The following is a 25,398-nucleotide window of genomic DNA, read 5'->3' as shown; positions in this document are numbered from 1 at the left end:
TGGTGAGGTGCGGAGGGTCTGTGGGGCAGTAGCCGTCGTACTGCTGGCCCTGGCTGCCTGCAGCGACAAGCCCGCGTCGACCGACGCACCTCCCAGCACCGCACCGGCCGCCGGCACACCCGCCACCAGCCCGAGCCCGAGCCCGATTCCCGCTCCCCCGCCGGCCGGCAACGACCTGCCGCGGGGCGGGCGGGTGATCTTCCCGAAGTACCAACTGGTCGCGTACGTCGGCCTGCCGGGCTCGCCTGCGCTCGGGCCGCTCGACAAGGACCTGGACGCGAAGGCGGCCAGGCTGGAGAAGCTGGCCCGCTCGTACGCGGCCGGCCGGACGCCGCTGCCGGTGATGGAGCTGATCACGGTCGTCGCGAAGGGATCGCGCGGCAAGGACGGCCTCTATCGCGGGCGCATCGGCGACGCGCGGATCGCGGAGTACCTGACCGTCGCGCGCAAGCACAAGATGCTGTTGCTGCTCGACATCCAGCCGGGGCGCGCGAAGATCCTGCCGGAGGTCAAGCGCCTGGAGCGCTGGCTGAAGGAGCCGGACGTCGGCCTGGCGTTCGACCCCGAGTGGGCGGTCGGGCCGAACCAGGTGCCGGGCCGGGTCTTCGGGCACACGACAGGTGCCGAGCTCGACAGCATCGCGGCGTACCTGTCGGGACTCGTGCGGGCGAACGGCCTGCCGGAGAAGGTGTTCGTGTTCCACCAACTGTCGGCGCGGATCGTCACCAACGAGCAGGCGCTGCGGAAGCATCCGGGGGTGGTGACGATCAAATCGGTCGACGGGATCGGCAACCGCGCGGACAAGCTCAAGACCTGGGCGAAGCTGACCACGAAACTGCCGCCGGCCGTCCACGCGGGCTTCAAGTTGTTCTACACCGAGGACACCCGGCACGGTCCGCTGATGACGCCCGCGCAGGTGCTGACCCTGAGGCCCCGACCGGAACTGGTGGTCTACGAATGATCTCGCTCGCCTTCGCGAACGTCGCCGGCGGCCGCCTGGTCGGCCCGGACGGCTACGCGGACGCCGACCGTACGGCGGACTTCGGGCGGGCGCTCGCGGCGCTGCGGGCGGACGTGCTGATCGTGACCGAGCTGGACACCGGCGGCGACCAGCTCGACCGGTTGGCCGCGGCGGCGATGCCGGGACGCCGGACGTACTCCGTACGGCACGGGTTCTCGGACTCGCACATTCCGGGCGTGCAGCAGCTGGGCGTGGGGATCGTGTCGTCGTACCGGTTGACCGAGCTGGAGCGGATCGACCTGCCGGATCCGGCGATCGACTTCCTGCACTGGCGGACCGGTGAGCCGCTCGATCCGCATCCGAAGGGATTCCTGGTGGCCCGCGGTGAGTTCGGGGCGCTCGGCGAGCTGGACATCGTCGGCGGGCAGGTGTGTCCGGTGCACATGTTCCGGAGCGCCGAGGGTGTGGAGTACAGCTACCAGGAGGGCGTTGGGCTGGCGTACGGCGCCCAGCTGGCGGCGCACCTGCACGCGGAGCTGGAGGCCCGGGGCGTACTGCGGGCCGTGGTCGCCGGTGATCTGAACATGCCGAACCCGCGCGAGTTCTTCGGCGAGAGGCTCGGGCTCGTCGACGCGTTCGGCGACCCGCCGCCCGCGACGACGCCGGACGGCCGCTCGATCGACCGGCTGTTCTGCACCCGCGACCTGGTCGCCCGCGAGACCGAGGTGGTCCCGCTACCGGGCGCCGACCACTATCCGGTGGTCTGCCGTCTCGACCGCCGGCCACCGGAGGCACCTGCGATCGGCCGGATCCGCGAGCAGGACCTCGCCAGACCACCCCGCTCCGCCCCAGGCACAAGCCGCCGCGGGTTCGCCCGCTGATCCGCGACCGCCAGGCCATCACAATCCGCGGCCCGCGGGCCCATCAGGCTGACATCCCTCAGCCACGGGCAATTGTGATGGCCTGGCGGTCGGTCGTCAGACGCGGCGGCCGGTGGTGAAGCGGTGGCGGCCGGCGAGGTCGAGTTGGTCGCGGACTTCGGCGAAGAGGCCGGTGGCCGCGAAGACCGCGGGCGCCGACTCGCCCTGCACGTCCGCGTGCTCACACGCGAACCAGCCGCCGGGCTTCAGCAACCGGCCGGCGGTCGCCGCGACCACCTTGATCTCGTCCAGCCCGTCGTCACCGGACCACAGCGCGAGCGCCGGGTCGTGGTCACGGACCTCCGCCGTCACGGATTCCCAGGCGGTCAACGGGATGTACGGCGGATTGGAGATCACCGCGTCCACGCGCCCGTCGAGCTCCGGCAGGCAGCCGTCGATGTCGCCCTCGTGCAGGATCGCCCCGGTACCGTCCAGGTTGCGCCGGGCCCAGGCGACCGCGTCCGACGAGAGCTCGACGGCGTGCACGGTGCTGTCCGGCCGCTCCGTCGCGACCGCGCCCGCGATGGCACCGGACCCGGTGCACAGGTCGACGACCAGCGGATCCTTCACCTCGGCGATGCGATCCAGGATCCAGCCGACCATCACCTCGGTCTCCGGCCGCGGCACGAACACCCCTGGCCCGACGGCGAGCTCCCGGTAGCGGAAGGCCGCCGTACCGGTGAGGTGCTGCAGCGGTTCGCGAGCAGCGCGGCGCGCGATCAATTCGTCGTACAGCTGCTGCTGGTCCGGGGTGGGCTCGCTGAGGTGCAGCCGGCTCGAGCCGGTGACGAACGCCAGCAGCTCGGCGGCGTCGAACTCGGGCGACGCGACCCCGGCCTCCCGCAGCCGCTCGGCCGCCTGGCTGACGAGGACCTTGGTGCTCACTGGGACTCGACGGCCTCGAGCCGCGCGGCCAGGTCGGCGTCGGTCAGCGCCTTGATGACCTGCTCCAGCTCGCCGCCCAGCACCTGGTCGAGGTTGTGCGCCTTGTAGCCCACGCGGTGGTCGGAGAACCGGTTCTCCGGGAAGTTGTACGTGCGCACGCGCTCGGACCGGTCGACGGTGCGGATCTGCGACCGGCGGGCGTCGGACGCCTCCTGGTCGGCCGCCTCCTGCGCCGCGGCGAGCAGCCGGGCCCGCAGTACGCGCATCGCCTGCTCGCGGTTCTGCAGCTGGGACTTCTCGTTCTGCATCGAGACCACGATGCCAGTCGGCAGGTGGGTGATACGGACTGCGGAGTCCGTCGTGTTCACGCTCTGCCCACCCGGGCCGGACGACCGGAACACGTCGATGCGCAGGTCGTTCGGGTCGATCTCGACGTCCACGTCCTCGGCCTCCGGCAGCACCAGGACACCGGCCGCGGAGGTGTGGATCCGCCCCTGCGACTCGGTCACCGGCACCCGCTGCACCCGGTGCACGCCGCCCTCGAACTTCAGCTTCGCGTACGGCGCCTCGCCCGGCTCCGGCGTGCCTTTCGCCTTCACCGCGACGGTGATCGACTTGTAGCCGCCCAGGTCGGACTCGGCCGAGTCCAGGACCTCGGTCTTCCAGTTCTGCGACTCGGCGTACTTCAGGTACATCTTCAGCAGGTCGCCGGCGAACAGCGCGGACTCGTCGCCGCCCTCGCCCGCCTTGATCTCGAGGATCGCGTCCTTGTCGTCGTTGGGGTCCCGCGGGACGAGCAACGTCTGCAGGCGCTCGGCCAGCTCCTCGCGGCGCGCCGCCAGCCGGGTCGCCTCCTCGGCGAACGCCGGGTCCTCGGACGCCAGCTCCTTGGCCGCCTCGATGTCGTCGCCGGTCTGCAGCCACTCGTCGTACGTCCGGACCACCGGGGCGAGCGCGGCGTACCGCTTGCCGACCCGGCGGGCGTTGGCCTGGTCGGAGTGCAGCTCCGGCTCCGCCATCTGCCGCTCCAGCTCGGCGTACTCCGCCTTCAGCGTCTCAACTGCCTCGAACATGCCGCTCCTCCTCTCGGACCTTCCCCGGCAACACAAACCGCGCGCCGGTCCCGCCCGGGAGGGGCGGAACCGGCGCGCGGCAGGAAAGCTACTTCTTGGCGTACCGCTTCTCGAAGCGGGCGACCCGGCCACCGGTGTCCAGAATCTTCTGCTTGCCGGTGTAGAACGGGTGGCACTGCGAGCACACGTCGGCGTGGATCACGCCGTTCTCCGCGGTCGAGCGCGTGGTGAACGTGGCGCCACAGGTGCAGGTCACCGTGGTGTCCACGTACGTCGGGTGGATGTCGCTCTTCAAGACAGTCTCCTAGGTATCAGGTGCCCCGGGTCGCCCGCACGGTACGGACGTGAACCGGAACCGACAGACCAGTTTGCCACCCGTCGGCGGCAAACCGGTAATCGGGGACCTCAGTTGCCGTTGTCGGTGCCGTGGTTCGAGCCGGCCGACGGCGTGGTCTTGTTGACCTGGAGCAGGAACTCGATGTTCGACTTGCTCTCCTTGAGCTTGCCGATCAGCAGTTCCAGCGCGGCCTGGCCGTCCAGCGCGGACAGCACCCGGCGCAGCTTCCAGACCACCTGGGTCTCGTCCTTCGACATCAGCAGCTCCTCGCGGCGGGTGCCGGAGGCGACCACGTCGATGGCCGGGAAGATCCGCCGGTCGGCGAACTCGCGGCGCAGCCGGAGCTCCATGTTGCCGGTGCCCTTGAACTCCTCGAAGATCACCTCGTCCATCTTCGAGCCGGTCTCGATCAGCGCGGTCGCGAGGATCGTCAGCGAGCCGCCGTCCTCGATGTTGCGGGCCGCGCCGAAGAACCGCTTCGGCGGGTACAGCGCCGACGAGTCCACACCGCCGGACAGGATCCGGCCGCTGGCCGGCGCCGCGATGTTGTACGCGCGGCCCAGCCGGGTGATCGAGTCCAGCAGTACGACGACGTCGTGGCCGAGCTCGACCAGCCGCTTCGCGCGCTCGATCGCCAGCTCCGCGACCGTGGTGTGGTCGTCGGCCGGCCGGTCGAACGTCGAGGCGATGACCTCGCCCTTCACCGTGCGCTGCATGTCGGTGACCTCTTCGGGCCGCTCGTCCACCAGCACGACCATCAGGTGTACTTCGGGGTTGTTGGTGGTGATCGCGTTCGCGAGCGCCTGCAGCACCATCGTCTTGCCGGCCTTCGGCGGCGACACGATCAGGCCGCGCTGGCCCTTGCCGATCGGGCTGACGATGTCGACGATGCGGGTCGTCAGGATGCCCGGCTCGGTCTCCAGCCGGAGCCGCTCGGTCGCGTACAGCGGGGTGAGCTTGTTGAAGTCCTGCCGCTGCTTGGCGATCTCCGGGTCGGCGCCGTTGACGGTGTCGATCCGGACCAGCGGGTTGAACTTCTCCTTGCGCTCGCCCTCCTGCGGCTGCTTCACCGCACCGGTGATCGCGTCGCCCTTGCGCAGGCCGTAGCGCTTCACCATCGAGAGCGCGACGTACACGTCGTTCGGGCCCGGCAGGTAGCCGCTGGTCCGGACGAACGCGTAGTTGTCGAGGACGTCGAGGATGCCGGCCGCCGGGACGAGGATGTCGTCCTCGGTGATCGTCGGCTCCGCGTCGTACCGCTCGCCGCGGCCCCGGCTGCGGCCGCTGTCGCGGCTGCGGTCCTGGTTGTCGCGGTTGCGGTCCCGGTCGCGGCCCCGGCGGCGCCGGCGACGGCCCTCGCCTTCCTCGCCGCGGTCGTTCTGGTCCTGCCGCTCGGAACGGTCCTGGCGGTCCTGGCGGTCGCGGTCCTGGCGGTCGCCGCGGTCCGTGCGGTCCTGGCGGTTGCGCTGGTTGTCGGCACGGTTGTCGCGGTTGCCGTCGCGGCCGCCTTCGCGGTTGTCCCGGTTGCCGTCGCGGTTGTCACGGCTGCTCTGGCCGTCCCGCTGACCCTCGCGCTGCCCCTCACGCTGGCCGTCCCGGTTGGTGTCCCGGTTCTGGTTGTCGCGGTTCCGGTCGCGGGTGTTGTCCCGGCTGTTGTCGCGGTTCCGGTCACGGTTACGGCTCTCGCCCCGGTCGTCGGCGCGCTCCTCGGAGCGTTCCGCCGTACCGTTCTGGGCCGCCGTCGCGGACTGCGCCGGCGCTTCCGCAACGACGTCCTGCACAACGGTGCTCTGCGTCGTGTCCTGCGGCGCTTCGGCCGCGTCCTTCTGAGCCGCGGCGCGGGTCCGGCGGCTGCCGCCCTCACGCTTGGCGGGCGCCTCCGCGGTCTTCGCCGCGGGCGCTTCGGCGGCCTCGTCCAGGGTCGGCTGTGTCGCCTTCGCCCGGGAGCCACCGGTCTGGCCGCCCGCGGAAGAACCCGCGGAGCCGGCGGACCCGCCGGCCTGGGCGGCCTTGATCGCCTCGATCAGCTGGCCCTTGCGCAGCGCGCCGGTGCCCTTGATGCCGAGCGTCCCGGCGAGCTGCTTGAGCTCGGGGAGCAGCATGCCCTCGAGGCCGCCGCCAGCTTTCCGGCGACGCGTCGCGGGGGTGGCCGCGGCGTCTGCTCCGCTGGAGGCTTCAACAGTTTCTGTCACGTGAGGTCCTTCCCACACGGATCGTCGACGGCCTGCACGGCACATCGACCAAGGTCATTCCACCCACGGCCGCACAACGGGCACGTGGGGTACAAGAGCCTCTCGCTCGATCTGAGTCCCCCCGGACATCTCCGACGCAGGCGGCGCAAGGTCACATCCACAGGAGGGTCGCCACACAACACAGGGTGCCGGGAGCACAGCCCGGATCGTGACGAGAGCACACCGATCACCTGGAGGGGATCGGGTGAGTCGAGACTAGCACCACTACAGGTCCTTCTGCCGACTCACGGGGTACAACGCGTGTCAGCGGACCGGCATTCCCCCGGAGGCAGGACTGTCAGCCGGCTTCCAGCGACCAGACCTGTACGCCGACTGGATCGATCCCCAGTTCGTACTTCGTCCAGCCGTCCGGAGCCTCCGGCGTACCGCGGAACACCGCGTTCCGGCCTCCGGCGGCCGCCTGCGCGCCGTCGCCGGCAGCGCTCCGACCTGCGGATTCACCCAAGTGACCGCCGAGTACGGCGACCGTCGGGCCGGCGCCGCTGACGATCGCGGGCAGCCCGCTGCCGCGCAACTTGTGCACCAGCGCGAGGCTCTCCGGCATCGCAGGCTCGCGGTACTCCTGGTGCAGCCGGTCCTCGGTCGCGGTCAGCAGCAGTTCCGGCCGCCCGGTCAGCGCCGCGACGAGCAACGCCGCCTTCCCGGCGTTGGCCGCCGCGTCGGTGTGGGAAACAACGCCCGGCAGCAGCCCGCGCGCCTCCTTGGTCAGCACGCGGTTGTCGGGTACGTACGCGACCGCGGCCAGTCCGTCCGCCGGGTCCAGCCGCACCGCGCGGCCGGTTTCGCCTTCCGTCCAAGCGATCGTGAACCCGCCGAGTGCCGCCGCGGCGACGTTGTCGGGGTGACCCTCGATCTCGTTCGCCAGGACGACGAGGCGGTCCCGGTCGAGCGGCTCGCCGGCCAGCGCGTACGCCGCCGCGAGGCCGCCGACGATCGCCGCCGACGACGAACCGAGACCACGGCCGTGCGGGATCCGGTTCTCGCAGCGCAACGTGAACCCGGGCACCTCCGCGCCCAGCGCCTCGAGCCCGGCGCGGATCGCCCGGACCACCAGATGCGACTCGTCCAGCGGTACTTCGCCTTCACCGCAGCCGGACACCTGCACGGTCACGCCCGACCCGCACGGCGTCACCACCAGGTCGTCGTACAACGTCAACGCCAACCCGAACGCGTCGAACCCGGGCCCCAGATTGGCACTCGTCGCGGGCACCCGCACCCGCACCTGGTCACACGGCCGCCGCCCACTGCCCTGCGCCGATGCGGACTCGTTCCTGTCGTCTCCCACCACGGCTCCTCAGGCGAGGCCGGCGACGCGGGCGACCGCGTCGGTGTCGGCGGGCGTGACCGGGGTCTCGTCGACGGTCACGTGGGACAGCGCGGTGTCGATGTCCTTCAGGCCGTGGCCGGTGACGGTGATCACCACGGTCGAACCGCCCGGCAACCAGCCCTGCGCCTTGGCGTGCAGCAGACCGGCCACGCCGGCCGCCGACGCCGGCTCGACGAACACACCCTCCCGGGCCGCGAGTTCACGCTGCGCGTCGAGGATCTGCTGGTCGGTGACGAGCTCGATCCGCCCGCCCGACTCGTCCCGCGCGGCCTCGGCCAGCGTCCAGGACGCCGGGTTCCCGACCCGGATCGCGGTGGCGGCGGTCTCCGGCTTCTCGACGATCGCGCCGCGCACGATCGGCGCCGCGCCCTCGGCCTGGAAGCCCCACATCCGCGGCGTCCGGGTGGCCAGCTTGTCCTTGGCGTACTCCTGGTATCCCTTCCAGTACGCCGCGATGTTGCCCGCGTTGCCGACCGGCAGCAGGTGCAGGTCGGGCGCGTCACCGAGCGCGTCGCAGACCTCGAACGACGCGGTCTTCTGCCCTTCGAGGCGGACCGGGTTGACCGAGTTCACCAGCGCGACCGGGTAGTTCTTGCCGAGCTCGCGGACGATCCGCAGGCAGTCGTCGAACCCGCCGTCGATCTGCACCAGCTTGGCGCCATGCACGACGGCCTGGGCCAGCTTGCCCTTCGCGATCCGGCCCGCCGGGATCACCACCAGCGGCAGCATCCCGGCGCGGACGGCGTACGCCGCCGCCGAGGCCGAGGTGTTGCCGGTCGAGGCGCAGACGACGGCCTTGTCACCGGCCTGCGCGGCGAGCGAGATCGCCACCGTCATGCCGCGGTCCTTGAACGAGCCGGTCGGGTTGTTGCCCTCGACCTTGAGCCAGACCTCGCAGCCGGTCTGCTCGCTCAGCCACTGCGCGGCCACCAGCGGCGTCCCGCCCTCGCCGAGCGTGACCACCGGCGTGTCCGCCGAGACGGGAAGCCGGTCTCTGTACTCCTCGATCACGCCGCGCCACTGGTGAACCATTGTGTTACTCGCCTTCTACCCGCATCACACTGCTGACTTCACGGACGATGTCCATGTCCCGCAAGGACTCCACGGTCGCGGACAACGCGGCGTCGGTCGCGGTGTGGGTGACCACCACCAGCTGGGCGTCACTGCCCCGGCCCTCCTGGCGGACGGTCTGGATCGACACGTCGTGCTCCGAGAAGGCCTGGGCCACCGCCGCCAGCACACCGGCCTTGTCGGCCACGTCCAGGGACACGTGGTAGCGGGTCATCGCGTCGCCCATCGGCCGCACGGCCCGTTGGGTGTACGACGACTCGCCGACCCCCGGCACACCCTTGAGCCGGTTGCGCGCGGCGGACACCAGATCCCCGAGGACGGCACTGGCCGTCGGGGCGCCGCCGGCACCACGACCATAGAACATCAGCCGCCCGGCTGCCTTGCTTTCCACGAAAACGGCGTTGTACGCGTCCCGGACATTGGCCAGCGGGTGGGTGACCGGGATCATCGCCGGGTACACCCGGGCGCTCACCGAGTCGGTGGTCTCGTCGAGCTCGCAGATCGCCAGCGACTTCACCACGCAGCCCATCTCACGGGCCGAGGCGATGTCGGTCGCGGTCACCTCGGTGATGCCCTCGCGGTGCACGTCGGCGATCGAGACCCGGGTGTGGAACGCCAGGCTGGCCAGCAGCGCGGCCTTCGCCGCCGCGTCGAAGCCCTCGATGTCCGCGGTCGGGTCGGCCTCGGCGTACCCGAGCGCCTGGGCCTCCTCGAGCGCCTCGTCGAAGCCGGCGCCGGTGGTGTCCATCTTGTCGAGGATGTAGTTCGTGGTGCCGTTGACGATGCCCATCACCCGGACCACGTCGTCACCGGCGAGCGACTCGCGCAGCGGCCGCAGGATCGGGATCGCGCCGGCCACCGCCGCCTCGAAGTACAGGTCGCGCTGGTACTTCTCCGCGGCCGCGAACAGCGTCGGCCCGTCCTCGGCGAGCAGCGCCTTGTTCGCCGTGACGACCGAGGCGCCGTGCTCGAGCGCGGTCAGGATCAGGCCGCGCGCGGGCTCGAGGCCGCCGATCACCTCGATCACCAGGTCCAGGTCGTCCCGGGAGACCAGCGCGTGCGCGTCGGTGGTGATCAGGTCCGGGTCGACCGCGATGTCGCGCGCCCGGCCGGGCCGTCGGACGGCGATCCCGGCGATCTCCAGCCGGGCGCCGACGCGGGCCGCGAGATGGTCCGCCTGCTCGGTCAGGATCCGCACCACCTCGGTGCCGACCACTCCGCAACCGAGCAGGCCCACCTTGAGAGGTTTGGCGTCGTTCATTCGGCAACCCCCATGTCCAGGGCGAGCAGGTCGTCCTCGGTCTCACGGCGTACGACGACACGCGTCCGGCCGTCCTTGACCGCGATCACCGGTGGCCGCGGCACGTGGTTGTAGTTGCTCGCCATCGACCGGCAGTACGCGCCGGTCCCGGGGACGGCGACCAGGTCGCCCGGCCGGACGTCGGCGGGCAGGAACTCGTCCTTCACGACGATGTCGCCAGCCTCACAGTGCTTGCCGACCACGCGGGCCAGCGTCGGCGGCGTCTCGGAGTACCGGTTGGCGAGCGTGCAGGAGTAGTCGGCGTCGTAGAGCGCGGCGCGGATGTTGTCGCTGATCCCGCCGTCGACCGACACGTACGTCCGGGCGGCGCCGGCGTCCAGCTCGACCTCCTTGACGGTGCCGACCGAGTACACCGTGCAGACCGCCGGGCCGACGATCGCGCGGCCGGGCTCGATCGACACCTTCGGCACCTCGATGTCGTGCGCGTGGCACTCGTGCTCGACGATCTTGCCCATCTCGGTCGCGAGCTGCGCCGGGTCCGACGGATCGTCCTGGGTGGTGTACGCGATCCCGAAGCCGCCGCCCAGGTCGAGCTCCGGCATGTCGACGCCGAGCTCGTCGGAAACCCTTGCGTGCAAGGCGATCACGCGCTTCGCCGCGACCTCGAACCCGGACGAGTCGAAGATCTGCGAGCCGATGTGCGAGTGCAGGCCGAGCAGCTCCAGCTCGGGCGCTTCGTTGACCCGGGCAACGGCTTCGAAGGCCGCGCCGGAGGTGATCGAGAAGCCGAACTTCTGGTCCTCGTGCGCGGTCGCGATGTACTCGTGGGTGTGCGCCTCGACGCCCGCGGTGACCCGGATCATCACCGGGGCGACCACGCCGCGCTCGGCGGCCAGCGCGATCAGCCGGGTGATCTCGTGCTGCGAGTCGACAATGATCCGGCCGATGCCGGCGTCGAGCGCACGGGCCAGCTCGGACTCCGACTTGTTGTTGCCGTGGAAGCCCAGTCGCTTCGGGTCGGCGCCGGCGCGGAGCGCCACGGCCAGCTCTCCCCCGCTGCAGATGTCGAGGTTCAGCCCCTCCTCCATGACCCAGCGCACGACCGTCGTACAGAGGAAGGCCTTGCCGGCGTAGTAGACGTCGAAGTCCTTGAACGCATGCTTGAACGCGCGGGCCCGGGCGCGGAAGTCGTCCTCGTCCAGGACGTACGCCGGGCTGCCGTGCTCGGCGACCAGGTCGCGCAGGTCCACGCCGCCGACCTCGAGGGCGCCGTCGCCGTTCTTCTTCGCGGTCTGCGACCACAGCGCGGTGACGAGCTCGTTGGGGTCACGCGGGGCGCGCAGCCAGGCCGGGGCCCGGTGGCCGATGTCGGCGTGCAGCGCGCCCGCCTCGTGCGCCCTCACATCCGCTCCGGTGCGGAGACGCCGAGCAGGTCGAGCCCGTTGGCGAGCACGGTCCGGGTCGCGGAGACCAGGGTGAGACGAGCCTTGTGCACCGGCTCCACCTCCTCGTCGCCGCGCGGCAGCACGCGGCAGCTGTCGTAGAACTTGTGGAACGCGGACGCGGTGTCCTCGAGGTACCGCGCGATCCGGTGCGGCTCGCGCAGCTCGGCGGCGGTCGCGACGACACGCGGGAACTCGGCCAGCGCGCGCAGCAGGTCGCCCTCGCGCTCGTGGTTCAGCAGGCCGGGGTCGAACTCGTCCAGCTTGATGCCGAGCTCGTCGGCGTTGCGCAGGATCGACGCGAGCCGGGCGTGCGCGTACTGCACGTAGTACACCGGGTTCTCGCTGGCCTGGCGGGTCATTTCCTCGATGTCCAGCGTCAGCGGGGAGTCGGCCGGGTAGCGGCAGAGCGTGTAGCGCAGGCCGTCGACGCCGCCCTCCTCGACCAGCTCGGCGAGCGTGACGATGGTGCCGGCCCGCTTGGACAGCCGCATCTCCTCGCCGCCCTTGAGGATCTTCACCAGTTGGCCGATCAGGATCTCGATGTTGTGCTCGGGGTCGTCGCCGGCGCAGGCCGCGATCGCCTTCAGCCGGTTCACGTACCCGTGGTGGTCGGCGCCGAGCAGGTAGACACACGTCTCGAAGCCGCGTTCGCGCTTGTTCACGTAGTACGCCGCGTCGGAGGCGAAGTACGTCGGCTCGCCGTTGGAGCGGATCAGCACCCGGTCTTTGTCGTCGGTGAAGTCCGTGGTCCGCATCCACAGCGCGTCGTCGGCGTCGTACAGGTGACCCTGGTCACGGAGCTTCTGGATCGCGTGCGGTACGCCGCGCTGCTCGTGCAGGCTGCGCTCGGAGAACCAGACGTCGAACTTGGTCCGGAAGTGCTCGAGCTGCTCCTGCTGCTCCTTGAGCTGGCGCTCGTACCCGGCCTCGCGGAACGCGATCAGCTGCTCGTCCTCGGGCAGCGACAGGATGTCCGGGACCTCGGCGACGATCCGCTGGGCGAGCTCGATGATGTACTCGCCGTGGTACCCGTCCTCGGGGATCTTGTGCCCGCGGGCGGCCGCCTGCAGGCTGGCGCCGAACTTGTCCATCTGGTTGCCGCGGTCGTTGATGTAGAACTCGCGGGTCACGCTCGCGCCCGCCGCGGACAGCACCCGGGCCAGCGCGTCGCCGACCGCGGCCCAGCGGGTGTGGCCCAGGTGCAGCGGACCAGTCGGGTTCGCCGAGATGAACTCGAGGTTGATCGTCCGGCCCTGCAGGCTGTCGCTGGTGCCGTACTTCTCGCCGGCCTCCACGATCGCCTGCGCGACCTTGCCCTGGGCATCGGCCGCGACCTTGATGTTGATGAAGCCGGGCCCGGCGATGTCGACCGCGGTGATCGCGTCGTCACCGCGGAGCTGCTCCGCGAGCAGCTCGGCGAACTGCCGCGGGTTCAGCCCGGCGCGCTTGCCGAGCTGCATGGCGACGTTGGTGGCGTAGTCCCCGTGCTCGGGGTTCTTGGGCCGCTCGACCTTCAGCTCGCGCGGCAGCCCACCCTCGACGGCAAGGGCGCCGTCGTCGGCGAGCGCGGCCAGGGCCTGCAGGATCTTCTCAGCGAGCTGTTCCGGAGTCACCGGATCAGCCTAATGGCCCCACCCCCAAACCCTTGACTCACCATCCACAGCCCGGTACGGCAGTCACTCCCAGGGGTTGATCAGTTCGACACCGGTGCGGGCGAAGTCCTCGGTGTTCCGGGTCGCGAGTGCCGCCTGCTCCACGAGACAGATCGCCGCGATCTGCGCGTCCAAGGGTTCGATCGGCAGTCCGGCCCGGCGCCGGTCGCGCATCACCACCGAATAGGCCATCGCAGCTTCCGCGGTGAAGGACAAGGCATCGGGCTCCGCGAAGGAGAACGGCACGTCCGCCGCTTCGCGCACCTGTTTGCGCCGCCGGCCGGTCGGCATCCGCTCGATGCCGTCGTGAATCTCGGCAACGGTGATCGCGGTGATGCACAGCTCCTTCCCCAGATTGCGGTGCAGCCACTGCCACACCGCGGCATCCGGGGAGGTCTTCATGACTTCGGAGACGACGTTGGTGTCGAGAACGATCATCAGTCGAACTCCACCACCGGGCGGTGCCCGCCGGTCCGCGGCGGAATGTCCAACTCGACCCCGCCGATCGCCGCACAGCGCTCGTGCAGCAGGAGCAGCCAGCTCTTCGGCTCCTCTTCGTCGGCCACAGCGTCGACCAGGATCTCCCGCACCTCGGCCTCCATCGAGCGGCCGTGCTTCGCCGCCCGGACCCGCAGCCGCTGCTTCACCTCGTCATCGAGACTTCGCACAGTGATTGCCGCCATACCGATCTCCCTTGCCCTCGGTGATAGCAGAAATCGTAGCATTGATTGCATTCGTTCAGTGACGTATGGCGACGGCAATGCGACTGTCCGGCGTCAACGGGGTGTTCCACGGTGCCGGCTCGCCGTTGACCGTGACTTTCAGGTCTGTGCAGGCGTCGGCCAGGCAGGTGGCGTCGTACCGGACTCCCCAGAGGGTGAAGAACTGAGCGAGGCTCGGTTTCTCGTCGGCGGTTTTGGCCTCGACCCAGACCACGCCGTCGGTGGTGTGGGTGTGGACGGCGGCCTGTTCGGCGCGGAGCTTGTCGACGCCGATGCCGGACGGGACCTGGACCGGCTCGCCGTCGACGGTGACTGTGATCTTCAAGGTGTACGGCGACGGGCCGGAGAAGTCGAGCGGGAGCCGTTCGAAGCCCGCCTTGTCGATGTACGAGACCGCGTCCCGGGGCGCGTCCCAGGGCGGCGCCGCGGTCCGGAGTTCCGCGGCGGCCGGTGGGGCGGGGCCTACCTGACACCCGCCGACCACGCTGCTGGTGAGGAGCAGGACCGCCGCCGTCCCGGCACCCCGGCGCCACCTGCCTGCTCTCATGAGGAGCAGGTTGCCAGGTACGCCGGGACCGCCGGCGGCCGGGGTCAGCGCTCGGACGGCATCAGGATCCAGAGCACGACGTAGATCAGGAACTGCGGGCCGGGCAGGATGCAGCTGATCACGAAGATCAGGCGCATCGTGTTGGCGGAGATCCCGAACCGGCGAGCCAGTCCGGCGCAGACACCGCCGATCCAGCGATCATTTGCGGGGCGAACCAGAGCGCTAGCCATCAGAACTTTTCCTTTCCACCGTTGGGCTTACGTCCACTATGACGGTGCCCGACCTCGAACGGGTCCCGCCGCGCCCCGGTTCCAGGGTCCACTCAGGGCTCCCCCGTACGACGACGGACGGGGCGTCGTCGCCGCAGCGCCAGGTCGGGGAGGATCTCTGCCCGATTCGGGATGAGGATCCTCCCCGGATCGGGCAGTTGCCCGGGTGCGGGCGTTGCCGTGTCATGGGCGTACCGCGGGCGACTTGCGGGGTGGTGCCCCGATTCGGGGTTTCGGTGAACTTCCTGCTACTGTTCTGCACGTTCCTGAGCCCCCGTAGCTCAGGGGATAGAGCACCGCCCTCCGGAGGCGGGTGCGCAGGTTCGAATCCTGCCGGGGGCGCGGACGACCTGGGCGATCTGTGTCGACGGAAAGCGTCGGCTTGGATCGCCCTTCGTGCTTTCTGGGGGCCGAGCCCCCAGACCCCGGCCGGAGGGGCTTCGCCCCCGGCCCCCGCCGGAGGTGGTGTGGGGTGGAGGCGGCGTGGCGGTCGATGCTCCGCGCGTCCTGCGGTGGGGCCGCTTCGCTTCGCTCGCACGAGTTGATCGTGGCGGGGCTGGGGGTCAGGGGATGCCTGCTGCGGTGGTGCAGTAGGTCCAGGTGGCTTGGGTGGATTCGGTGGGAGTCCGGGTTTTTCGGGAGTAGTGGGGTGGGCGGGGGTGGCGGTCGTGCCAGAAGGTGCCGGTGGGGGGTGTGGGGGTGGTGGCGGTCAGCCAGAGGGTGGTGTCGGTTGCTTGGGTGGGGGTGCGTAGGAGGGGCTTGGTGAGTTTGGTGAAGGTGGGAAGGGATCTGGCCAGGCCGGGGGTTTGGGACCAGCCGGGGTGCATGGTGGCTACGAAGGTGGGGGCCAGGTGGGCTGCCAACAGAGGTGTCAGGGCTATCTGGATGCGTTTGGTGCGGGCGTAGGCGGTGGCGCCGCGGTAGGGGGTGTCGCGGTATTCCGGGTCGGCGGGTAGGGGTTGGGTGTACATGCCTCCGGAGGCGACCAGGATGACGCGGCCTTCGGTGAGGTTGGGGCGGAGTAGTTCGGTCAGGAGGAGCGGGCCGAGGACGTGCGTGGCCAGGGTCAGTTCGTGGCCTTGGGGCGACTCGGTACGGCGTTTCGGCATGACGCCGGCGTTGTGGATCAACGCGTGGACGGGGCCCGTCAGGCCGGCGGCGTAGCGGCGGACGGCGTCCAGGTCGGCGATGTCGCACTCGTCGAGGACGAACTCCGCCTCGGGTTGCTCGCGGCGCAGGTCGGCGAGTGTGGTGGCGGCCCGGTCCGCGTCGCGGACCACGAGCCGGACTGTCGCACCCAGGCGCGCGAGGCCCGCGGCCGTCGCCTTGCCGAGTCCGGAGCGGGCTCCGGTGACTACGGCGGTCTTGCCGGCCAGCGCGTGGGGCGCCGGGTCGTCGACGGGCCAGTGACGGCTCCGGATGCGGTAGCCGATCCGCGTGTAGCCCAAGACGACCGTGCGGTCCAGGAGGGTGTCCAGGAACCCGCTCATGCGGTCAGTTTGCTCAGGGCGTTGCGGAGGCCTTGTTCGGCCTCTTCGCCGAGCCGGTCGAAGGAGCCGCGCAGGAACGGTTCGGCGAGCCGGGCGAGGCCCTTCAGTCGGAACTCCGCTCGGTAGCTGACGCGGGTGCCGTGGGGTTCGGCGTGGAAGGTCATGGTGTCGCGGGCGACGACCGTGCGGTTCTCGCCGCGGAGGACGATTCGGTCGGGGTGGGACCGTTCCTCGACCACATAGGTGAGTTCGGTCTCGCGGCCGTTGAAGCGAGAGGTGTTGTGGTACGTCGTACCGGGCCCGCCGTCGCCCGCGACGAGGGTGGTGCGGACGGTGCCGGGATCCCACTCCTCCGTGGTGCGGAAGTCCGCGAGGTAGCCGAAGACTCGCTCGATGTCGGCGGCAACCGTGACTTCGCGTTCGATGACGATCATGGGTTCTCCTCCGTTCGTTCGGCGGCGTGCGCGATGTTGCGCTGCATCCCGCCGAAGACGACGTCGTGGAACGGGCGGACGGCCGCCCAGTACAGCTCCCCCGGCAGGCCGCGCGGATGGAACAGTGCGCGCTGCCGGAACAGTGTGCGACCGTTCCCGTCGGTGCCGGCCCGCAACTCGAGCCACGCCTGGCCGGGCAGTCGCATCTCGGCGCGCAGCCGGAGCAGCCGGCCACGCTCCAGCGTCTCGACCCGCCACCAGTCCAGCGGGTCACCCACCGCCAAGGTGTCGGGATGCAGCCGGCCGCGGCGCAGCCCGGGGCCACCGACGATGCGGTCGAGCAGGCCGCGGGTCCACCAGCCGAGCCGCCACGAGTACCAGCCGCGGCGGCCGCCGATGCCCTCGATCACCTTCCAGAGGTGTTCCGGCGGCGCGTCGACGGTGCAGTCGCGCTCGTCGACGTACAGCGAGCCGCCCGCCCAGTCCGGATCGCCCGGCAGTGGATCGCTCGGTGCGCCCGGCGTCGAGGCCGATGCCCACGACGTGCTGACGTCCAGGTCGTGCACCTTCTTCAGCGCGAGCTCGACAGCCCGGTCGAACCCGATGCCGCCCTCAGGCCGCGGTGCGACGTACTGGTCGATGTCGTGCTCTTTGCAGACCACCTCGTGGACCAGGCTGTCGACGAGCGGGCGGGCGATACCGCTCGGCACCGGCGTGACGAGACCGACCCAATGGCTCGACAGGCCGGGCGTCAGCAGTGGCACGGTCATGATCCGCCGCGGGCGCAGTCCCGCGACGGCCGCATACCGCTGCATCATCGCGCGGTACGTCAGCACGTCCGGACCGCCGATGTCGAAGCCACGGTTCACGTCGGCCGGCAGCTGTGCGGAGCCGACCAGGTAGCGCAGTACGTCGCGGACCGCGATCGGCTGGATCCGTGTGTCCAGCCAGCGCGGCGTCACCATCACCGGGAGCCGTTCGGTGAGGTAGCGCAGCATCTCGAACGACGCCGAGCCGGAGCCGATGATCACCGCGGCCCGGAGTACGGCGGTCGGGACACCGCTCGCCAGCAGGATCTCCCCCACCTCGCGGCGGGATCCGAGGTGCGGCGATAGGTCCTCGTCGTCCGGATGCAGCCCGCCGAGATACACGATCCGCCCCACACCGGATTCGCGGCAGGCGGTCCCGAACGCCAACGCGGTACGCCGGTCACGGACCTCGAAGCGCCGTCCGGAGCCCATCGAGTGGATCAGGTAGTACGTGACGTCGACGCAGTCCAGCGCTCTCGTCAGCGCGGCCGGATCGGACGCGTCGCCGGCCACGACCTCGATCCGCGACCGCCACGGGCGGGTGTCGAGCCGCTCCGGGTGCCGCGCCAGGACGCGAACGGCGTATCCGGCGGCCAGCAGCTCGGGGACCAGCCGCCCGCCGATGTAGCCCGTGGCTCCGGTGACCAGGACGCGGGTCATCGCTCGGCCAATCGCTGCGCCGCGGAGACCGGGTCGAGATCGACGTACTGCGCTCCGACCGCGGCGGCGAGCTCCGTGGACGCACCGGCCCCGGCCAGCGCGAGAGAGCGGCCCTGCGCGACCCGGACGAGATCGGGACGGATCGCGTCGAAGCGCGCGCGATCCGCGGCAGCCAGCATGACGAGCTCGGGTCCCAGCGCGCCCGCGGTCCGCTCGACGTCGGCCATCGGCGAGTCGGCGCCGAGGAACACGACCCGCCACCCCGACCGGCGCAGCACCAGACCGAACGACAGCAAGGCGATGTCGTGCAGTTCACCGGGCGGACAGGCGAGCAGGGCCCGCGGTCCGTGGCCGGCGCCCCAGCCCGTCGACAGCGCGGCGAGGCGAGACCTGACCACGTTGCTGGCGAAATGCTCCTGGCCGACGGTCACCTCGCCGTGCTCCCAGCGGTCGCCCAGCTCGTGCAGGTAAGGCATCAGCACGTCGCGGATGACGGCCTCGACGCTCAGCGCGCCGAACAGCTGGTCCAGTACGGCGTGCGCTGCCCGCTCGTCGAGGTCGTCCAGAGCGGCCCGCAGCTCCGTCGCACTGCCCGCGCCTGGAAGCGGGGCCGGCAGCGTCCGATCGGACTCGGCCAGCACAGCACGGGCCGCCTCCGCGGCGGACAGCCCGTCGGCCAGGTACGCCCGCATCCGCTGGACCCGGCGCAGGTCGGCGTCGGAGTACAGCCGGAAGCCGCCCGCCGACCGGCTCGGGGACAGCAGGCCGTAGCGGCTCTCCCAGGCCCGGAGGACGTGCTCGCTGACACCGGCGCGCTTGCTCAACGCACCGATCCGCAGACCGCCCGGCACCGAAGTCTCCATGAGCACACTATACAGAATCTAGACAGACCTTTGACGAAAGCAAGACTTCGTGCCTAATCTCTAGACAAACCTTAGGCAGCCTGGAGGCCTGACCATGACCGAGTCCGTGGCTGTGATCGGCGCCGGCATCTCCGGCCTGACGGCCGCCTACCTGCTCGCCCGGCGCTACGACGTCACGCTGTTCGACGCCGAGCCGCGGCTCGGCGGGCACGCGCACACGCACGATGTCACCGATCCGGCCGGGCGCCGGCTGGCGGTCGACACCGGCTTCATCGTGCACAACACCCGCACCTACCCCCTGCTGCGGAAGCTGTTCGCCGAGCTGGGCATCCGGACCCGGCCCACCGAGATGAGCATGAGCATCAGCGATCCGGCGAGCGGCCTGGAGTTCGCGGGCGGCCGCGGCGCGACCGGGATCTTCGCTCAGCGCCGGCGGCTCGTCGATCCGCGGTTCCTCGGGCTGCTCGCGGAGGTACGGCGCTTCCACCGCAGCGCCGCACGGTACGTCGCAAGGACCGGCGACGACGACGTCGCGACGCTCGGCGAGTTCCTCGACGCCGAGCGGTTCAGCGCGGCCTTCACCCGGCTGTACGCCGTACCCGTCGTGTCGTGCGTGTGGTCGTGCGGCGGCGGTTCGGCGCTGACGTACCCGGCCAGGTACCTGTTCCGGTTCCTCGACCACCACGGCATGCTCTCCGTCGGGGGCTCGCCGCGCTGGCTGACCGTCGCGGGCGGCTCCCGGACGTACGTCGACGCCGTCGCCGGCCGGATCGGCCGGGTGGGTGGCGATGTCCGGACCGGCCTGCCGGTGCGTTCGGTGCGACGACATCCCGACGGTGTCGCGGTGACCGTTGCCGACGGCAACACCAGCGACTTCGGCCGGGTGGTCCTGGCCACCCACGCGGACCAGGCCGTCGAGCTGCTCGCGGACGCCTCCCCCGAGGAGAAGACCGTGCTCGGATCGTTCGGGTACAGCCGCAACGCGACGCTGCTGCACACGGACACTTCATTGCTTCCGGCAACGAAGCGCGCCCGGGCCGCGTGGAACCACGTCATCCGGCCCGGCGCGCCGCTGACGACGTACTGGATGAACAAGCTGCAGGGCCTGGAGACCGATGAGACCTACCTGGTCACGCTGAACGGTGCCGAGGCCGTCGATCCGGCGCGGGTGATCGCCCGGATGGACTACCGGCACCCCATCTACACCCCGGAGGCAGTCGCCGCGCAGAGCAGCCTGGCGACCCTCGGCTCCGGCCGGATCGCGTTCGCAGGGGCGTATCACGGCTGGGGGTTCCACGAGGACGGTTGCCGCTCCGGCGTTGCGGCCGCCGAGTCCTTCGGGGTCCGCTGGTGACGGTCGCCGGTGCGCTCCCCACACTCCCGGCGATCGTCACCGGCTCCGTCCGGCACGGGCGATCCGTCCCGATCCGGCACGCGTTCCGGCACCGGGTGTACCAGTGGCTGATCGACCTGGACGACGTACCGAGGATGCCGTGGTACCTGCGTCCGCTGGCCGGCTTCGACGCGCGGGACCATCTCGGCGGCCGCGGCCCGACGATCAAGGCCGGTCTGCGCCGCTACCTCGCCGGCCGGGGCATCGAGTACGACGGGCGCGTCCTGATGCTCGCGAACGCCCGGGTGTTCGGTCACGTCTTCGATCCGCTGACCGTCTTCTGGTGCGTCGACAGCCCGTACGTCGTCGCGGAGGTGCACAACACGTACGGCGAGCGGCATGTGTACCTGTTGACGCCGGACAAGGACGGCAGCGCCGAGGCGGCGAAGGAGTTCTACGTCTCGCCGTTCAACGACGTCTCGGGCGCCTACGAACTGCAGTTCCACCTGGACAGCGAGCGGGTGCGCGTCCAGGTTCGGCTGTCCCGCGGCGCCCGGACGGTCTTCGCCGCGAGCTTCGACGGCGTACCACGACCGGCCACGCGTCGAGCAGTCCTCGCAACCGCGGTCCGGATGCCGCTCATGCCGCAACGCGTGTCGGCGCTCATCCGGCTGCACGGCCTCTGGCTCTGGGCCCGCCGGCTGCCCGTCGTGCAGCGCCCGAAGCACGAACTCCAGGAAGGTCTCCGATGAGGTGGGTCGCCCGGCTGGTCGTCGACCGGCTCCTCGACCAGGTCGCCGTACGCGCGGTCTACCCGGACGGCACGGTGCGCGGTGGCGGTGGGCCGGGCGCACCGGTGCTGCGGATCGTCCGTCCGGACGCGATGTTCGAGCGGCTCGCCCGGAACCCGAAGATCGGACTCGGCGAGGCCTACCAGGCCGGTGACTGGACGACGGCCGACGGCACCGACCTGGGCGAGCTGCTGACGCCGTTCGCCGAGCGCGTCGCGCACCTCGTGCCGCCCACGCTCCTGCGGTTCCGGCGGCTCGTCGACCGGCGGGTCCCGCGACGCCACCGCAACACACCGGCCGGCGCCCGCGACAACATCAGCGCGCACTACGACCTGAGCAACGCCTTGTTCGGCGCGTTCCTGGACCCCGGGATGACGTACAGCTCGGCGTTGTTCGATCCCGACGTACCGTTGGCCGCCCAGGATCTCGAGGCGGCGCAGGACCGGAAGGTCGAGCGGATCCTCGACCTGGCCGCCGTGGGCCCGGGCAGTCGCGTGCTGGAGATCGGAACGGGTTGGGGCACGCTGGCGATCGCCGCGGCTCGCCGTGGTGCGCACGTCACCGGAATCACGTTGTCGACCGAGCAGCTGCAGCTGGCCGGGAAGCGCGTCGCCGGCGCCGGACTGGCCGACCGCGTCGACCTCCGGCTCCAGGACTACCGGGCGGTGACCGGTTCGTACGACGCCGTGGTCAGCGTGGAGATGATCGAAGCAGTCGGCGAGGAGTACTGGCCGGACTACTTCCGGACGCTGGACCGGCTGCTCGCACCGGGCGGGCGGATCGCGGTGCAGGCGATCCTGATGGACCACGACCGGATGCTCGCCACGCGGCGTTCGTACAGCTGGATCCAGAAGTACATCTTCCCCGGCGGCCTCATCCCATCCCGGACCGCGATCGACGAAACCGTCGCGCGGCACACCACCTTGACGGTCGACGACGACTACCGATTCGGCCAGGACTACGCGGAGACACTCCGCCGCTGGCGACGCCGATTCACCGCCAACTGGCCGGCCGTCCGAGCGGAGGGCTTCGACGAGAAGTTCCGGAGAACGTGGGAGTACTACCTCGCCTACAGCGAGTCCGGCTTCGCCTCCGGCTACCTCGACGTCGCCCAGCTCCGTCTCACTCGCCGTCCTTCAGCTGTCCGGTAGTGAGAACACGGACATGACGATGCGGTCCTTGCCGGGGGACTCGGCTAGGTAGGGGGCGACCAGGTCGGCGAAGGCTTGGCGGAAGGTGGTCATGTCGTGGTCGTCGAGGTAGAGGGCCAGTTGGGAGTAGCCGAGTTGGTGTAGGCGGGGGTAGAGGTCGCCGGTGTCGATGACGCGGTCGAAGTCGGCGGCCAGGCGGGTGAGGAGCATCAGGAAGGCCTGGCGGTGCTGCTCGGGGGTCATCGCGCGGGCTTCGCGCTCGTCGATCCGGCCGACCTTCGTCTGGTCGAGGGTGAGGGTGCGTTCCGTGGTGCCGCGGACTTTTCGTTCGCGGACCACGGTCAGGTAGCCGGCGTCGATCAGGGCGGCGACGTGCCGGTAGAGGGTGGTCGTGGGTACGTCGGGCAGGTCGCGCTTCAGGTCCGTGGTGGTCAGCTCGCGGCCCAGGACGCGCTGCACGATGCGCCAGCGGACCGGGTGCAGCAGGACGTCCAGCACCGGGGTCTGCGACTCCTCCATCGGCTCTCCATCAGGGTTCTTTCAGGGTACCTATTGATACCAATGATGGTAATAATAGCGGCAACGGAAGCATTCCCACTCGCCCCACGAGGAGACGTTGACGTGTCGCTCACCCGTCGTACCGTGCTCAAGTCCGTGGCCGCCGCAGTACCGGTGACCGCGTTCACCACTCTGCCGTCATCAGCCTCCACCACCCGGGAACCCGCCGCGATCGGGCGGCTGGCCGAGAAGATCGAGGCCGCGATGGCGAAGTACGCGATCCCCGGCGCCGGGCTGGGCGTCTGGTACCGCGGCCGCGAGTACGTCCGCGGCTTCGGCGTGACGAGTGTGGACACCGGCGAGCCCGTGTCCGCGGACACCGTGTTCCGGATCGGGTCGACCAGCAAGACGTTCGCCGCGACCGCGATCATGCGGCTGGCCGAGCGCGGCCGGATCAGCCTCGACCGGCCGGTCCGCGCCTACCTGCCGGACTTCGCGACCGCCGACCCGGCGGTGGCGGCGCGCGTCACTGTGCGGCAGTTGCTGAACCATTCGGCGGGATGGATGGGCGACTACTTCGAGGACACGGGCGCCGGCGACGACGCGCTGGCGAAGTACGTCGCGGGGATGACGAAGGTCCCGCAGCTCACCCCACTCGGGAAGGTGTTCTCGTACAACAACGCGGCGATCGGCGTCGCGGGCCGCGTCCTCGAGGCCGTGTACGGGAAGCCGTACGAGACCGCCGTACGGGAGTTGGTCATCGATCCGCTCGGGCTGGCGCACAGCCGGTTCTTCCGCAGTGAGCTGGAGGGCTTCAGCGTTGCGGCGTCGCACAACGTGGTGGACGGCAAGGCGGTCGTCGAGCCGTCGTTCGACGCGATGCCGCGCAGTCTGCACGCGGCCGGCGGCCTGATCTCGAGCGCGCGGGACCAGCTTCGCTACGCACGTTTCCAGCTGGGCCACCGAGGCCTCCCCCACCTGCTCAGCGACCGGACCCGGCTGTTGATGCAGTCGCACCCTGGTCCGGGCGGCACGCTGTTCGTGGAGCTGAACGGCGTAGGCGTCAGCTGGATGCTGCGGCCGACGGCCCAGGGGGCGGCGGTGGTGCAGCACGGCGGTGACTGGTCAGGGCAGCACTCCGGGTTCCTGTTCGTGCCGCAGCGGGACTTCGCGATCACCCTGCTGACCAACTCGGAGAGCGGGCCGCTGCTGGTGGCCGAGCTGTTCGCGGACGACTGGGCGCTGCGGGAGTTGGCGGGTGTCAGCAACCTGCCCGCCGTTCCGCGGGAGCTGCCGCCGCGGCGACTGGCGGAGTACGTCGGTTCGTACGTCGCCCAGCAGATCGGCTTCGACGGCAAGCCCGAGGAGATCGGGCTGGACGTCACGGCCGACGACGGCGAGCTGGTCGCGGGGGTGGGCGGGCAGGTGCTGTTCCGGTTCGCCTTCTACCGCAAGGACTTCGTCCTCGCGCTGAACCCGGACGGCACCCCCACCCACACCCGCGCCAATTTCGTGCGTGGCAACGACGGACAGGTCCAGTGGCTCCGGTACGGCGGCCGCCTGTTCCGCTTCCACCCGGCCGGCACCCGCCGCGCAGCCACCTTCAGTCATCGCACGCTCTAGTCGGTGCTGATCATCCACAGGTGCCCGTCGGGGTCGGTGAACGTCGCGAGGTAGGCCCACGGCTTGCGGGTCGGTGCTGTCACCTGCACCGCACCGGCCGCAAGCGCGGTGGCGTTCCGGGTGTCGACCGCCTCCTCGCTGTCGACCTGCAGGCTCAGGATGCACTCGCTCTGCCCAGGCGGCGCGGCGGGCTGTTCGCCGAGTACCCAGCCGAAGCCACCGGTCGGGATCAGCATCATCGTGACGTCCGCGGCCAACTGGAACTGCAGCGGTTCGGGGATCCCGTCCGCGTCGGGCTCACCGACAGGCGTCAGCCCGAGCGCCTCCTGGTAGAAGGCGTACGAGCGCGGGCGGTCCTCGATCGGGAGGCTGATGATCATCGGGTCACTCCAGTCGTGAAGCGGTCGGCGTGGCGACCGGACAGGTGGTCCGCGGGGAGGGTGCGGCCGCACAGCACCAGCAGGAGGTCCTGAGCAAGACCGGCGAGTGGTTCGCCGGTGCCGTAGGTCCAGTCGAGGTCGGTGGCTCGAAGTTGTACGCCGTCCAGGTCCACCCCGAAGTACCTGGCCTGACGCGGCTTGAGCGCGCCGAGGACGATCCGTAGCCGCTCGGCCGGCACCTGGCGGTCGATGCCCAGCGCAACGGTCAGGTCCAGGCCGTGGATGACGTCGTGCGACAGCGCGCCCTCGTAGCCGTCCCCCGGTGGCTTCCACGGATGGTTCACGTTCGCGTGCAGGCACGCGACAAGCTCGGCCGGTGTCAGCTCCGACGCGTCCCGCCGCGCCTGGCGGTCGGCGTACCTGTTGAAGCTGCCTCCGGCCCGGACCAGTCCGGCCAGGAGCCGCGGCATCGTGATCCGGTACGGCATGGTGATGTGCGCCACCAGCTCGCGCACTCGCCAGCCCTCGCACAGCGACGGTCTGTCCCAGTCGGTCTCCGGCAGTCCGGCCAGCAGCTCCGCCAGCTCGCTCCGCTCACCCGCCACAGCGGTTCTGATATCCGTCATGCCCCACCGACGAACGGC

At 70.6% G+C, this 25,398-nt stretch carries 26 protein-coding genes and 1 tRNA gene; 7 read left to right on the top strand and 20 right to left on the bottom strand.

Annotated elements, in window-relative coordinates; genetic code table 11:
- Nucleotides 1–7: 7 nt before the first annotated feature.
- Nucleotides 8–961: a hypothetical protein gene (locus ABN611_RS23300; RefSeq protein ID WP_350274339.1), complete on the top strand. Its 954-nt coding sequence runs from the start codon at nt 8–10 to the stop codon at nt 959–961.
- Nucleotides 958–1,842: an endonuclease/exonuclease/phosphatase family protein gene (locus ABN611_RS23295; protein WP_350274338.1), complete on the top strand. Its 885-nt coding sequence runs from the start codon at nt 958–960 to the stop codon at nt 1,840–1,842. Before ABN611_RS23300 ends, ABN611_RS23295 begins: the two co-directional genes overlap by 4 nt.
- A 96-nt stretch (nt 1,843–1,938) precedes the next feature.
- Here the strand turns inward: ABN611_RS23295 and prmC are convergent, their stop codons facing one another.
- The 13 genes from prmC to ABN611_RS23230 all read right to left on the bottom strand — a co-directional run bounded on the left by prmC (nt 1,939) and on the right by ABN611_RS23230 (nt 14,683).
- On the bottom strand, nt 1,939–2,766 hold the full coding sequence (gene prmC / locus ABN611_RS23290) for a peptide chain release factor N(5)-glutamine methyltransferase (RefSeq protein ID WP_350274337.1): 828 nt from the start codon (nt 2,764–2,766) through the stop codon (nt 1,939–1,941).
- Nucleotides 2,763–3,839, bottom strand: a complete 1,077-nt coding sequence (prfA, locus tag ABN611_RS23285; protein WP_350274336.1) for a peptide chain release factor 1 — start codon at nt 3,837–3,839, stop codon at nt 2,763–2,765. Before prfA ends, prmC begins: the two co-directional genes overlap by 4 nt.
- Nucleotides 3,840–3,927: 88 nt before the next feature.
- Nucleotides 3,928–4,134, bottom strand: coding sequence for a 50S ribosomal protein L31 (gene rpmE, locus ABN611_RS23280; protein WP_130387310.1), 207 nt, complete (start codon nt 4,132–4,134; stop codon nt 3,928–3,930).
- Nucleotides 4,135–4,244: 110 nt separating this feature from the next.
- Complete coding sequence (rho, locus tag ABN611_RS23275; protein ID WP_350274335.1) at nt 4,245–6,368, bottom strand: transcription termination factor Rho; 2,124 nt, start codon at nt 6,366–6,368, stop codon at nt 4,245–4,247.
- Nucleotides 6,369–6,705: 337 nt separating this feature from the next.
- Entirely contained in the window at nt 6,706–7,713 is a 1,008-nt protein-coding gene (gene thrB, locus ABN611_RS23270; protein ID WP_350274334.1) for a homoserine kinase, read from the bottom strand.
- Between the two features lie 9 nt (nt 7,714–7,722).
- On the bottom strand, nt 7,723–8,787 hold the full coding sequence (gene thrC, locus ABN611_RS23265; RefSeq protein WP_350274333.1) for a threonine synthase: 1,065 nt from the start codon (nt 8,785–8,787) through the stop codon (nt 7,723–7,725).
- Nucleotides 8,788–8,791: 4 nt separating this feature from the next.
- On the bottom strand, nt 8,792–10,087 hold the full coding sequence (locus tag ABN611_RS23260; protein ID WP_350274332.1) for a homoserine dehydrogenase: 1,296 nt from the start codon (nt 10,085–10,087) through the stop codon (nt 8,792–8,794).
- Entirely contained in the window at nt 10,084–11,490 is a 1,407-nt protein-coding gene (gene lysA / locus ABN611_RS23255) for a diaminopimelate decarboxylase (protein WP_350274331.1), read from the bottom strand. The genes ABN611_RS23260 and lysA overlap by 4 nt, the downstream gene beginning before the upstream one ends.
- Nucleotides 11,487–13,145, bottom strand: a complete 1,659-nt coding sequence (gene argS, locus ABN611_RS23250; RefSeq protein WP_350274330.1) for an arginine--tRNA ligase — start codon at nt 13,143–13,145, stop codon at nt 11,487–11,489. Before argS ends, lysA begins: the two co-directional genes overlap by 4 nt.
- Nucleotides 13,146–13,208: 63 nt before the next feature.
- Nucleotides 13,209–13,622, bottom strand: a complete 414-nt coding sequence (locus tag ABN611_RS23245; RefSeq protein ID WP_350274329.1) for a type II toxin-antitoxin system VapC family toxin — start codon at nt 13,620–13,622, stop codon at nt 13,209–13,211.
- Nucleotides 13,622–13,867 (bottom strand): Arc family DNA-binding protein, encoded by a 246-nt coding sequence (locus tag ABN611_RS23240; protein WP_350274328.1) that lies wholly within the window; start codon nt 13,865–13,867, stop codon nt 13,622–13,624. Before ABN611_RS23240 ends, ABN611_RS23245 begins: the two co-directional genes overlap by 1 nt.
- 55 nt (nt 13,868–13,922) lie before the next feature.
- Nucleotides 13,923–14,453: a hypothetical protein gene (locus ABN611_RS23235; protein WP_350274327.1), complete on the bottom strand. Its 531-nt coding sequence runs from the start codon at nt 14,451–14,453 to the stop codon at nt 13,923–13,925.
- A 44-nt stretch (nt 14,454–14,497) separates the two neighbouring features.
- On the bottom strand, nt 14,498–14,683 hold the full coding sequence (locus tag ABN611_RS23230; RefSeq protein ID WP_350274326.1) for a PspC domain-containing protein: 186 nt from the start codon (nt 14,681–14,683) through the stop codon (nt 14,498–14,500).
- Nucleotides 14,684–14,992: 309 nt separating this feature from the next.
- Here ABN611_RS23230 and ABN611_RS23225 point away from each other — a divergent pair.
- Nucleotides 14,993–15,064 (top strand) — tRNA-Arg (locus ABN611_RS23225).
- 221 nt (nt 15,065–15,285) lie between these two features.
- Here the strand turns inward: ABN611_RS23225 and ABN611_RS23220 are convergent.
- From ABN611_RS23220 to ABN611_RS23205, 4 genes are read right to left on the bottom strand one after another with little or no spacing between them, the layout of a single operon-like run.
- Nucleotides 15,286–16,212, bottom strand: coding sequence for an SDR family NAD(P)-dependent oxidoreductase (locus ABN611_RS23220; protein WP_350274325.1), 927 nt, complete (start codon nt 16,210–16,212; stop codon nt 15,286–15,288).
- Nucleotides 16,209–16,646: an SRPBCC family protein gene (locus tag ABN611_RS23215; protein ID WP_350274324.1), complete on the bottom strand. Its 438-nt coding sequence runs from the start codon at nt 16,644–16,646 to the stop codon at nt 16,209–16,211. The genes ABN611_RS23220 and ABN611_RS23215 overlap by 4 nt, the downstream gene beginning before the upstream one ends.
- Nucleotides 16,643–18,115: an SDR family oxidoreductase gene (locus ABN611_RS23210; protein WP_350274323.1), complete on the bottom strand. Its 1,473-nt coding sequence runs from the start codon at nt 18,113–18,115 to the stop codon at nt 16,643–16,645. Before ABN611_RS23210 ends, ABN611_RS23215 begins: the two co-directional genes overlap by 4 nt.
- Complete coding sequence (locus tag ABN611_RS23205; RefSeq protein WP_350274322.1) at nt 18,112–18,978, bottom strand: cobalamin B12-binding domain-containing protein; 867 nt, start codon at nt 18,976–18,978, stop codon at nt 18,112–18,114. Before ABN611_RS23205 ends, ABN611_RS23210 begins: the two co-directional genes overlap by 4 nt.
- 94 nt (nt 18,979–19,072) lie before the next feature.
- On the opposite strand from ABN611_RS23205, the gene ABN611_RS23200 reads away from it, so the two are divergent.
- From ABN611_RS23200 to ABN611_RS23190, 3 genes are read left to right on the top strand one after another with little or no spacing between them, the layout of a single operon-like run.
- Nucleotides 19,073–20,332: an FAD-dependent oxidoreductase gene (locus ABN611_RS23200; protein WP_350274321.1), complete on the top strand. Its 1,260-nt coding sequence runs from the start codon at nt 19,073–19,075 to the stop codon at nt 20,330–20,332.
- A complete protein-coding gene (locus ABN611_RS23195; protein WP_350274320.1) occupies nt 20,329–21,063 on the top strand; it encodes a DUF1365 domain-containing protein in 735 nt (244 codons plus the stop codon). The genes ABN611_RS23200 and ABN611_RS23195 overlap by 4 nt, the downstream gene beginning before the upstream one ends.
- Nucleotides 21,060–22,253: a cyclopropane-fatty-acyl-phospholipid synthase family protein gene (locus tag ABN611_RS23190; protein ID WP_350274319.1), complete on the top strand. Its 1,194-nt coding sequence runs from the start codon at nt 21,060–21,062 to the stop codon at nt 22,251–22,253. Before ABN611_RS23195 ends, ABN611_RS23190 begins: the two co-directional genes overlap by 4 nt.
- Here the strand turns inward: ABN611_RS23190 and ABN611_RS23185 are convergent.
- Nucleotides 22,239–22,772, bottom strand: a complete 534-nt coding sequence (locus ABN611_RS23185) for a helix-turn-helix domain-containing protein (protein WP_350274318.1) — start codon at nt 22,770–22,772, stop codon at nt 22,239–22,241. The genes ABN611_RS23190 and ABN611_RS23185 overlap by 15 nt on opposite strands.
- A gap of 102 nt (nt 22,773–22,874) precedes the next feature.
- On the opposite strand from ABN611_RS23185, the gene ABN611_RS23180 reads away from it, so the two are divergent.
- Entirely contained in the window at nt 22,875–24,374 is a 1,500-nt protein-coding gene (locus tag ABN611_RS23180) for a serine hydrolase domain-containing protein (RefSeq protein WP_350274317.1), read from the top strand.
- Here the strand turns inward: ABN611_RS23180 and ABN611_RS23175 are convergent.
- The gene (locus tag ABN611_RS23175) at nt 24,371–24,754 is read right to left on the bottom strand and encodes a VOC family protein (protein WP_350274316.1); all 384 of its coding nucleotides are present in this window, start codon (nt 24,752–24,754) and stop codon (nt 24,371–24,373) included. The genes ABN611_RS23180 and ABN611_RS23175 overlap by 4 nt on opposite strands.
- Nucleotides 24,751–25,380 (bottom strand): maleylpyruvate isomerase family mycothiol-dependent enzyme, encoded by a 630-nt coding sequence (locus tag ABN611_RS23170; protein ID WP_350274315.1) that lies wholly within the window; start codon nt 25,378–25,380, stop codon nt 24,751–24,753. The genes ABN611_RS23175 and ABN611_RS23170 overlap by 4 nt, the downstream gene beginning before the upstream one ends.
- Nucleotides 25,381–25,398: the final 18 nt, after the last annotated feature.

It is taken from the genome of Kribbella sp. HUAS MG21 (genome assembly GCF_040254265.1).
In the GTDB taxonomy this organism is placed as follows: Bacteria; Actinomycetota; Actinomycetes; order Propionibacteriales; family Kribbellaceae; genus Kribbella.
The sequence above is the reverse complement of the archived record's forward strand: the minus strand, read 5'-3'. Positions and strand labels throughout refer to the sequence as shown.

Coding starts and splice junctions, on each gene's coding strand:
- ABN611_RS23295 (WP_350274338.1), top strand. CDS start 958: ATGATCTCGCTCGCCTTCGCGAACGTCGCCGGCGGCCGCCTGGTCGGC.
- prfA (WP_350274336.1), bottom strand. CDS start 3,839: ATGTTCGAGGCAGTTGAGACGCTGAAGGCGGAGTACGCCGAGCTGGAG.
- thrC (WP_350274333.1), bottom strand. CDS start 8,787: ATGGTTCACCAGTGGCGCGGCGTGATCGAGGAGTACAGAGACCGGCTT.
- ABN611_RS23260 (WP_350274332.1), bottom strand. CDS start 10,087: ATGAACGACGCCAAACCTCTCAAGGTGGGCCTGCTCGGTTGCGGAGTG.
- ABN611_RS23245 (WP_350274329.1), bottom strand. CDS start 13,622: ATGATCGTTCTCGACACCAACGTCGTCTCCGAAGTCATGAAGACCTCC.
- ABN611_RS23240 (WP_350274328.1), bottom strand. CDS start 13,867: ATGGCGGCAATCACTGTGCGAAGTCTCGATGACGAGGTGAAGCAGCGG.
- ABN611_RS23235 (WP_350274327.1), bottom strand. CDS start 14,453: ATGAGAGCAGGCAGGTGGCGCCGGGGTGCCGGGACGGCGGCGGTCCTG.
- ABN611_RS23230 (WP_350274326.1), bottom strand. CDS start 14,683: ATGGCTAGCGCTCTGGTTCGCCCCGCAAATGATCGCTGGATCGGCGGT.
- ABN611_RS23220 (WP_350274325.1), bottom strand. CDS start 16,212: ATGAGCGGGTTCCTGGACACCCTCCTGGACCGCACGGTCGTCTTGGGC.
- ABN611_RS23215 (WP_350274324.1), bottom strand. CDS start 16,646: ATGATCGTCATCGAACGCGAAGTCACGGTTGCCGCCGACATCGAGCGA.
- ABN611_RS23210 (WP_350274323.1), bottom strand. CDS start 18,115: ATGACCCGCGTCCTGGTCACCGGAGCCACGGGCTACATCGGCGGGCGG.
- ABN611_RS23205 (WP_350274322.1), bottom strand. CDS start 18,978: ATGGAGACTTCGGTGCCGGGCGGTCTGCGGATCGGTGCGTTGAGCAAG.
- ABN611_RS23200 (WP_350274321.1), top strand. CDS start 19,073: ATGACCGAGTCCGTGGCTGTGATCGGCGCCGGCATCTCCGGCCTGACG.
- ABN611_RS23190 (WP_350274319.1), top strand. CDS start 21,060: ATGAGGTGGGTCGCCCGGCTGGTCGTCGACCGGCTCCTCGACCAGGTC.
- ABN611_RS23185 (WP_350274318.1), bottom strand. CDS start 22,772: ATGGAGGAGTCGCAGACCCCGGTGCTGGACGTCCTGCTGCACCCGGTC.
- ABN611_RS23175 (WP_350274316.1), bottom strand. CDS start 24,754: ATGATCATCAGCCTCCCGATCGAGGACCGCCCGCGCTCGTACGCCTTC.
- ABN611_RS23170 (WP_350274315.1), bottom strand. CDS start 25,380: ATGACGGATATCAGAACCGCTGTGGCGGGTGAGCGGAGCGAGCTGGCG.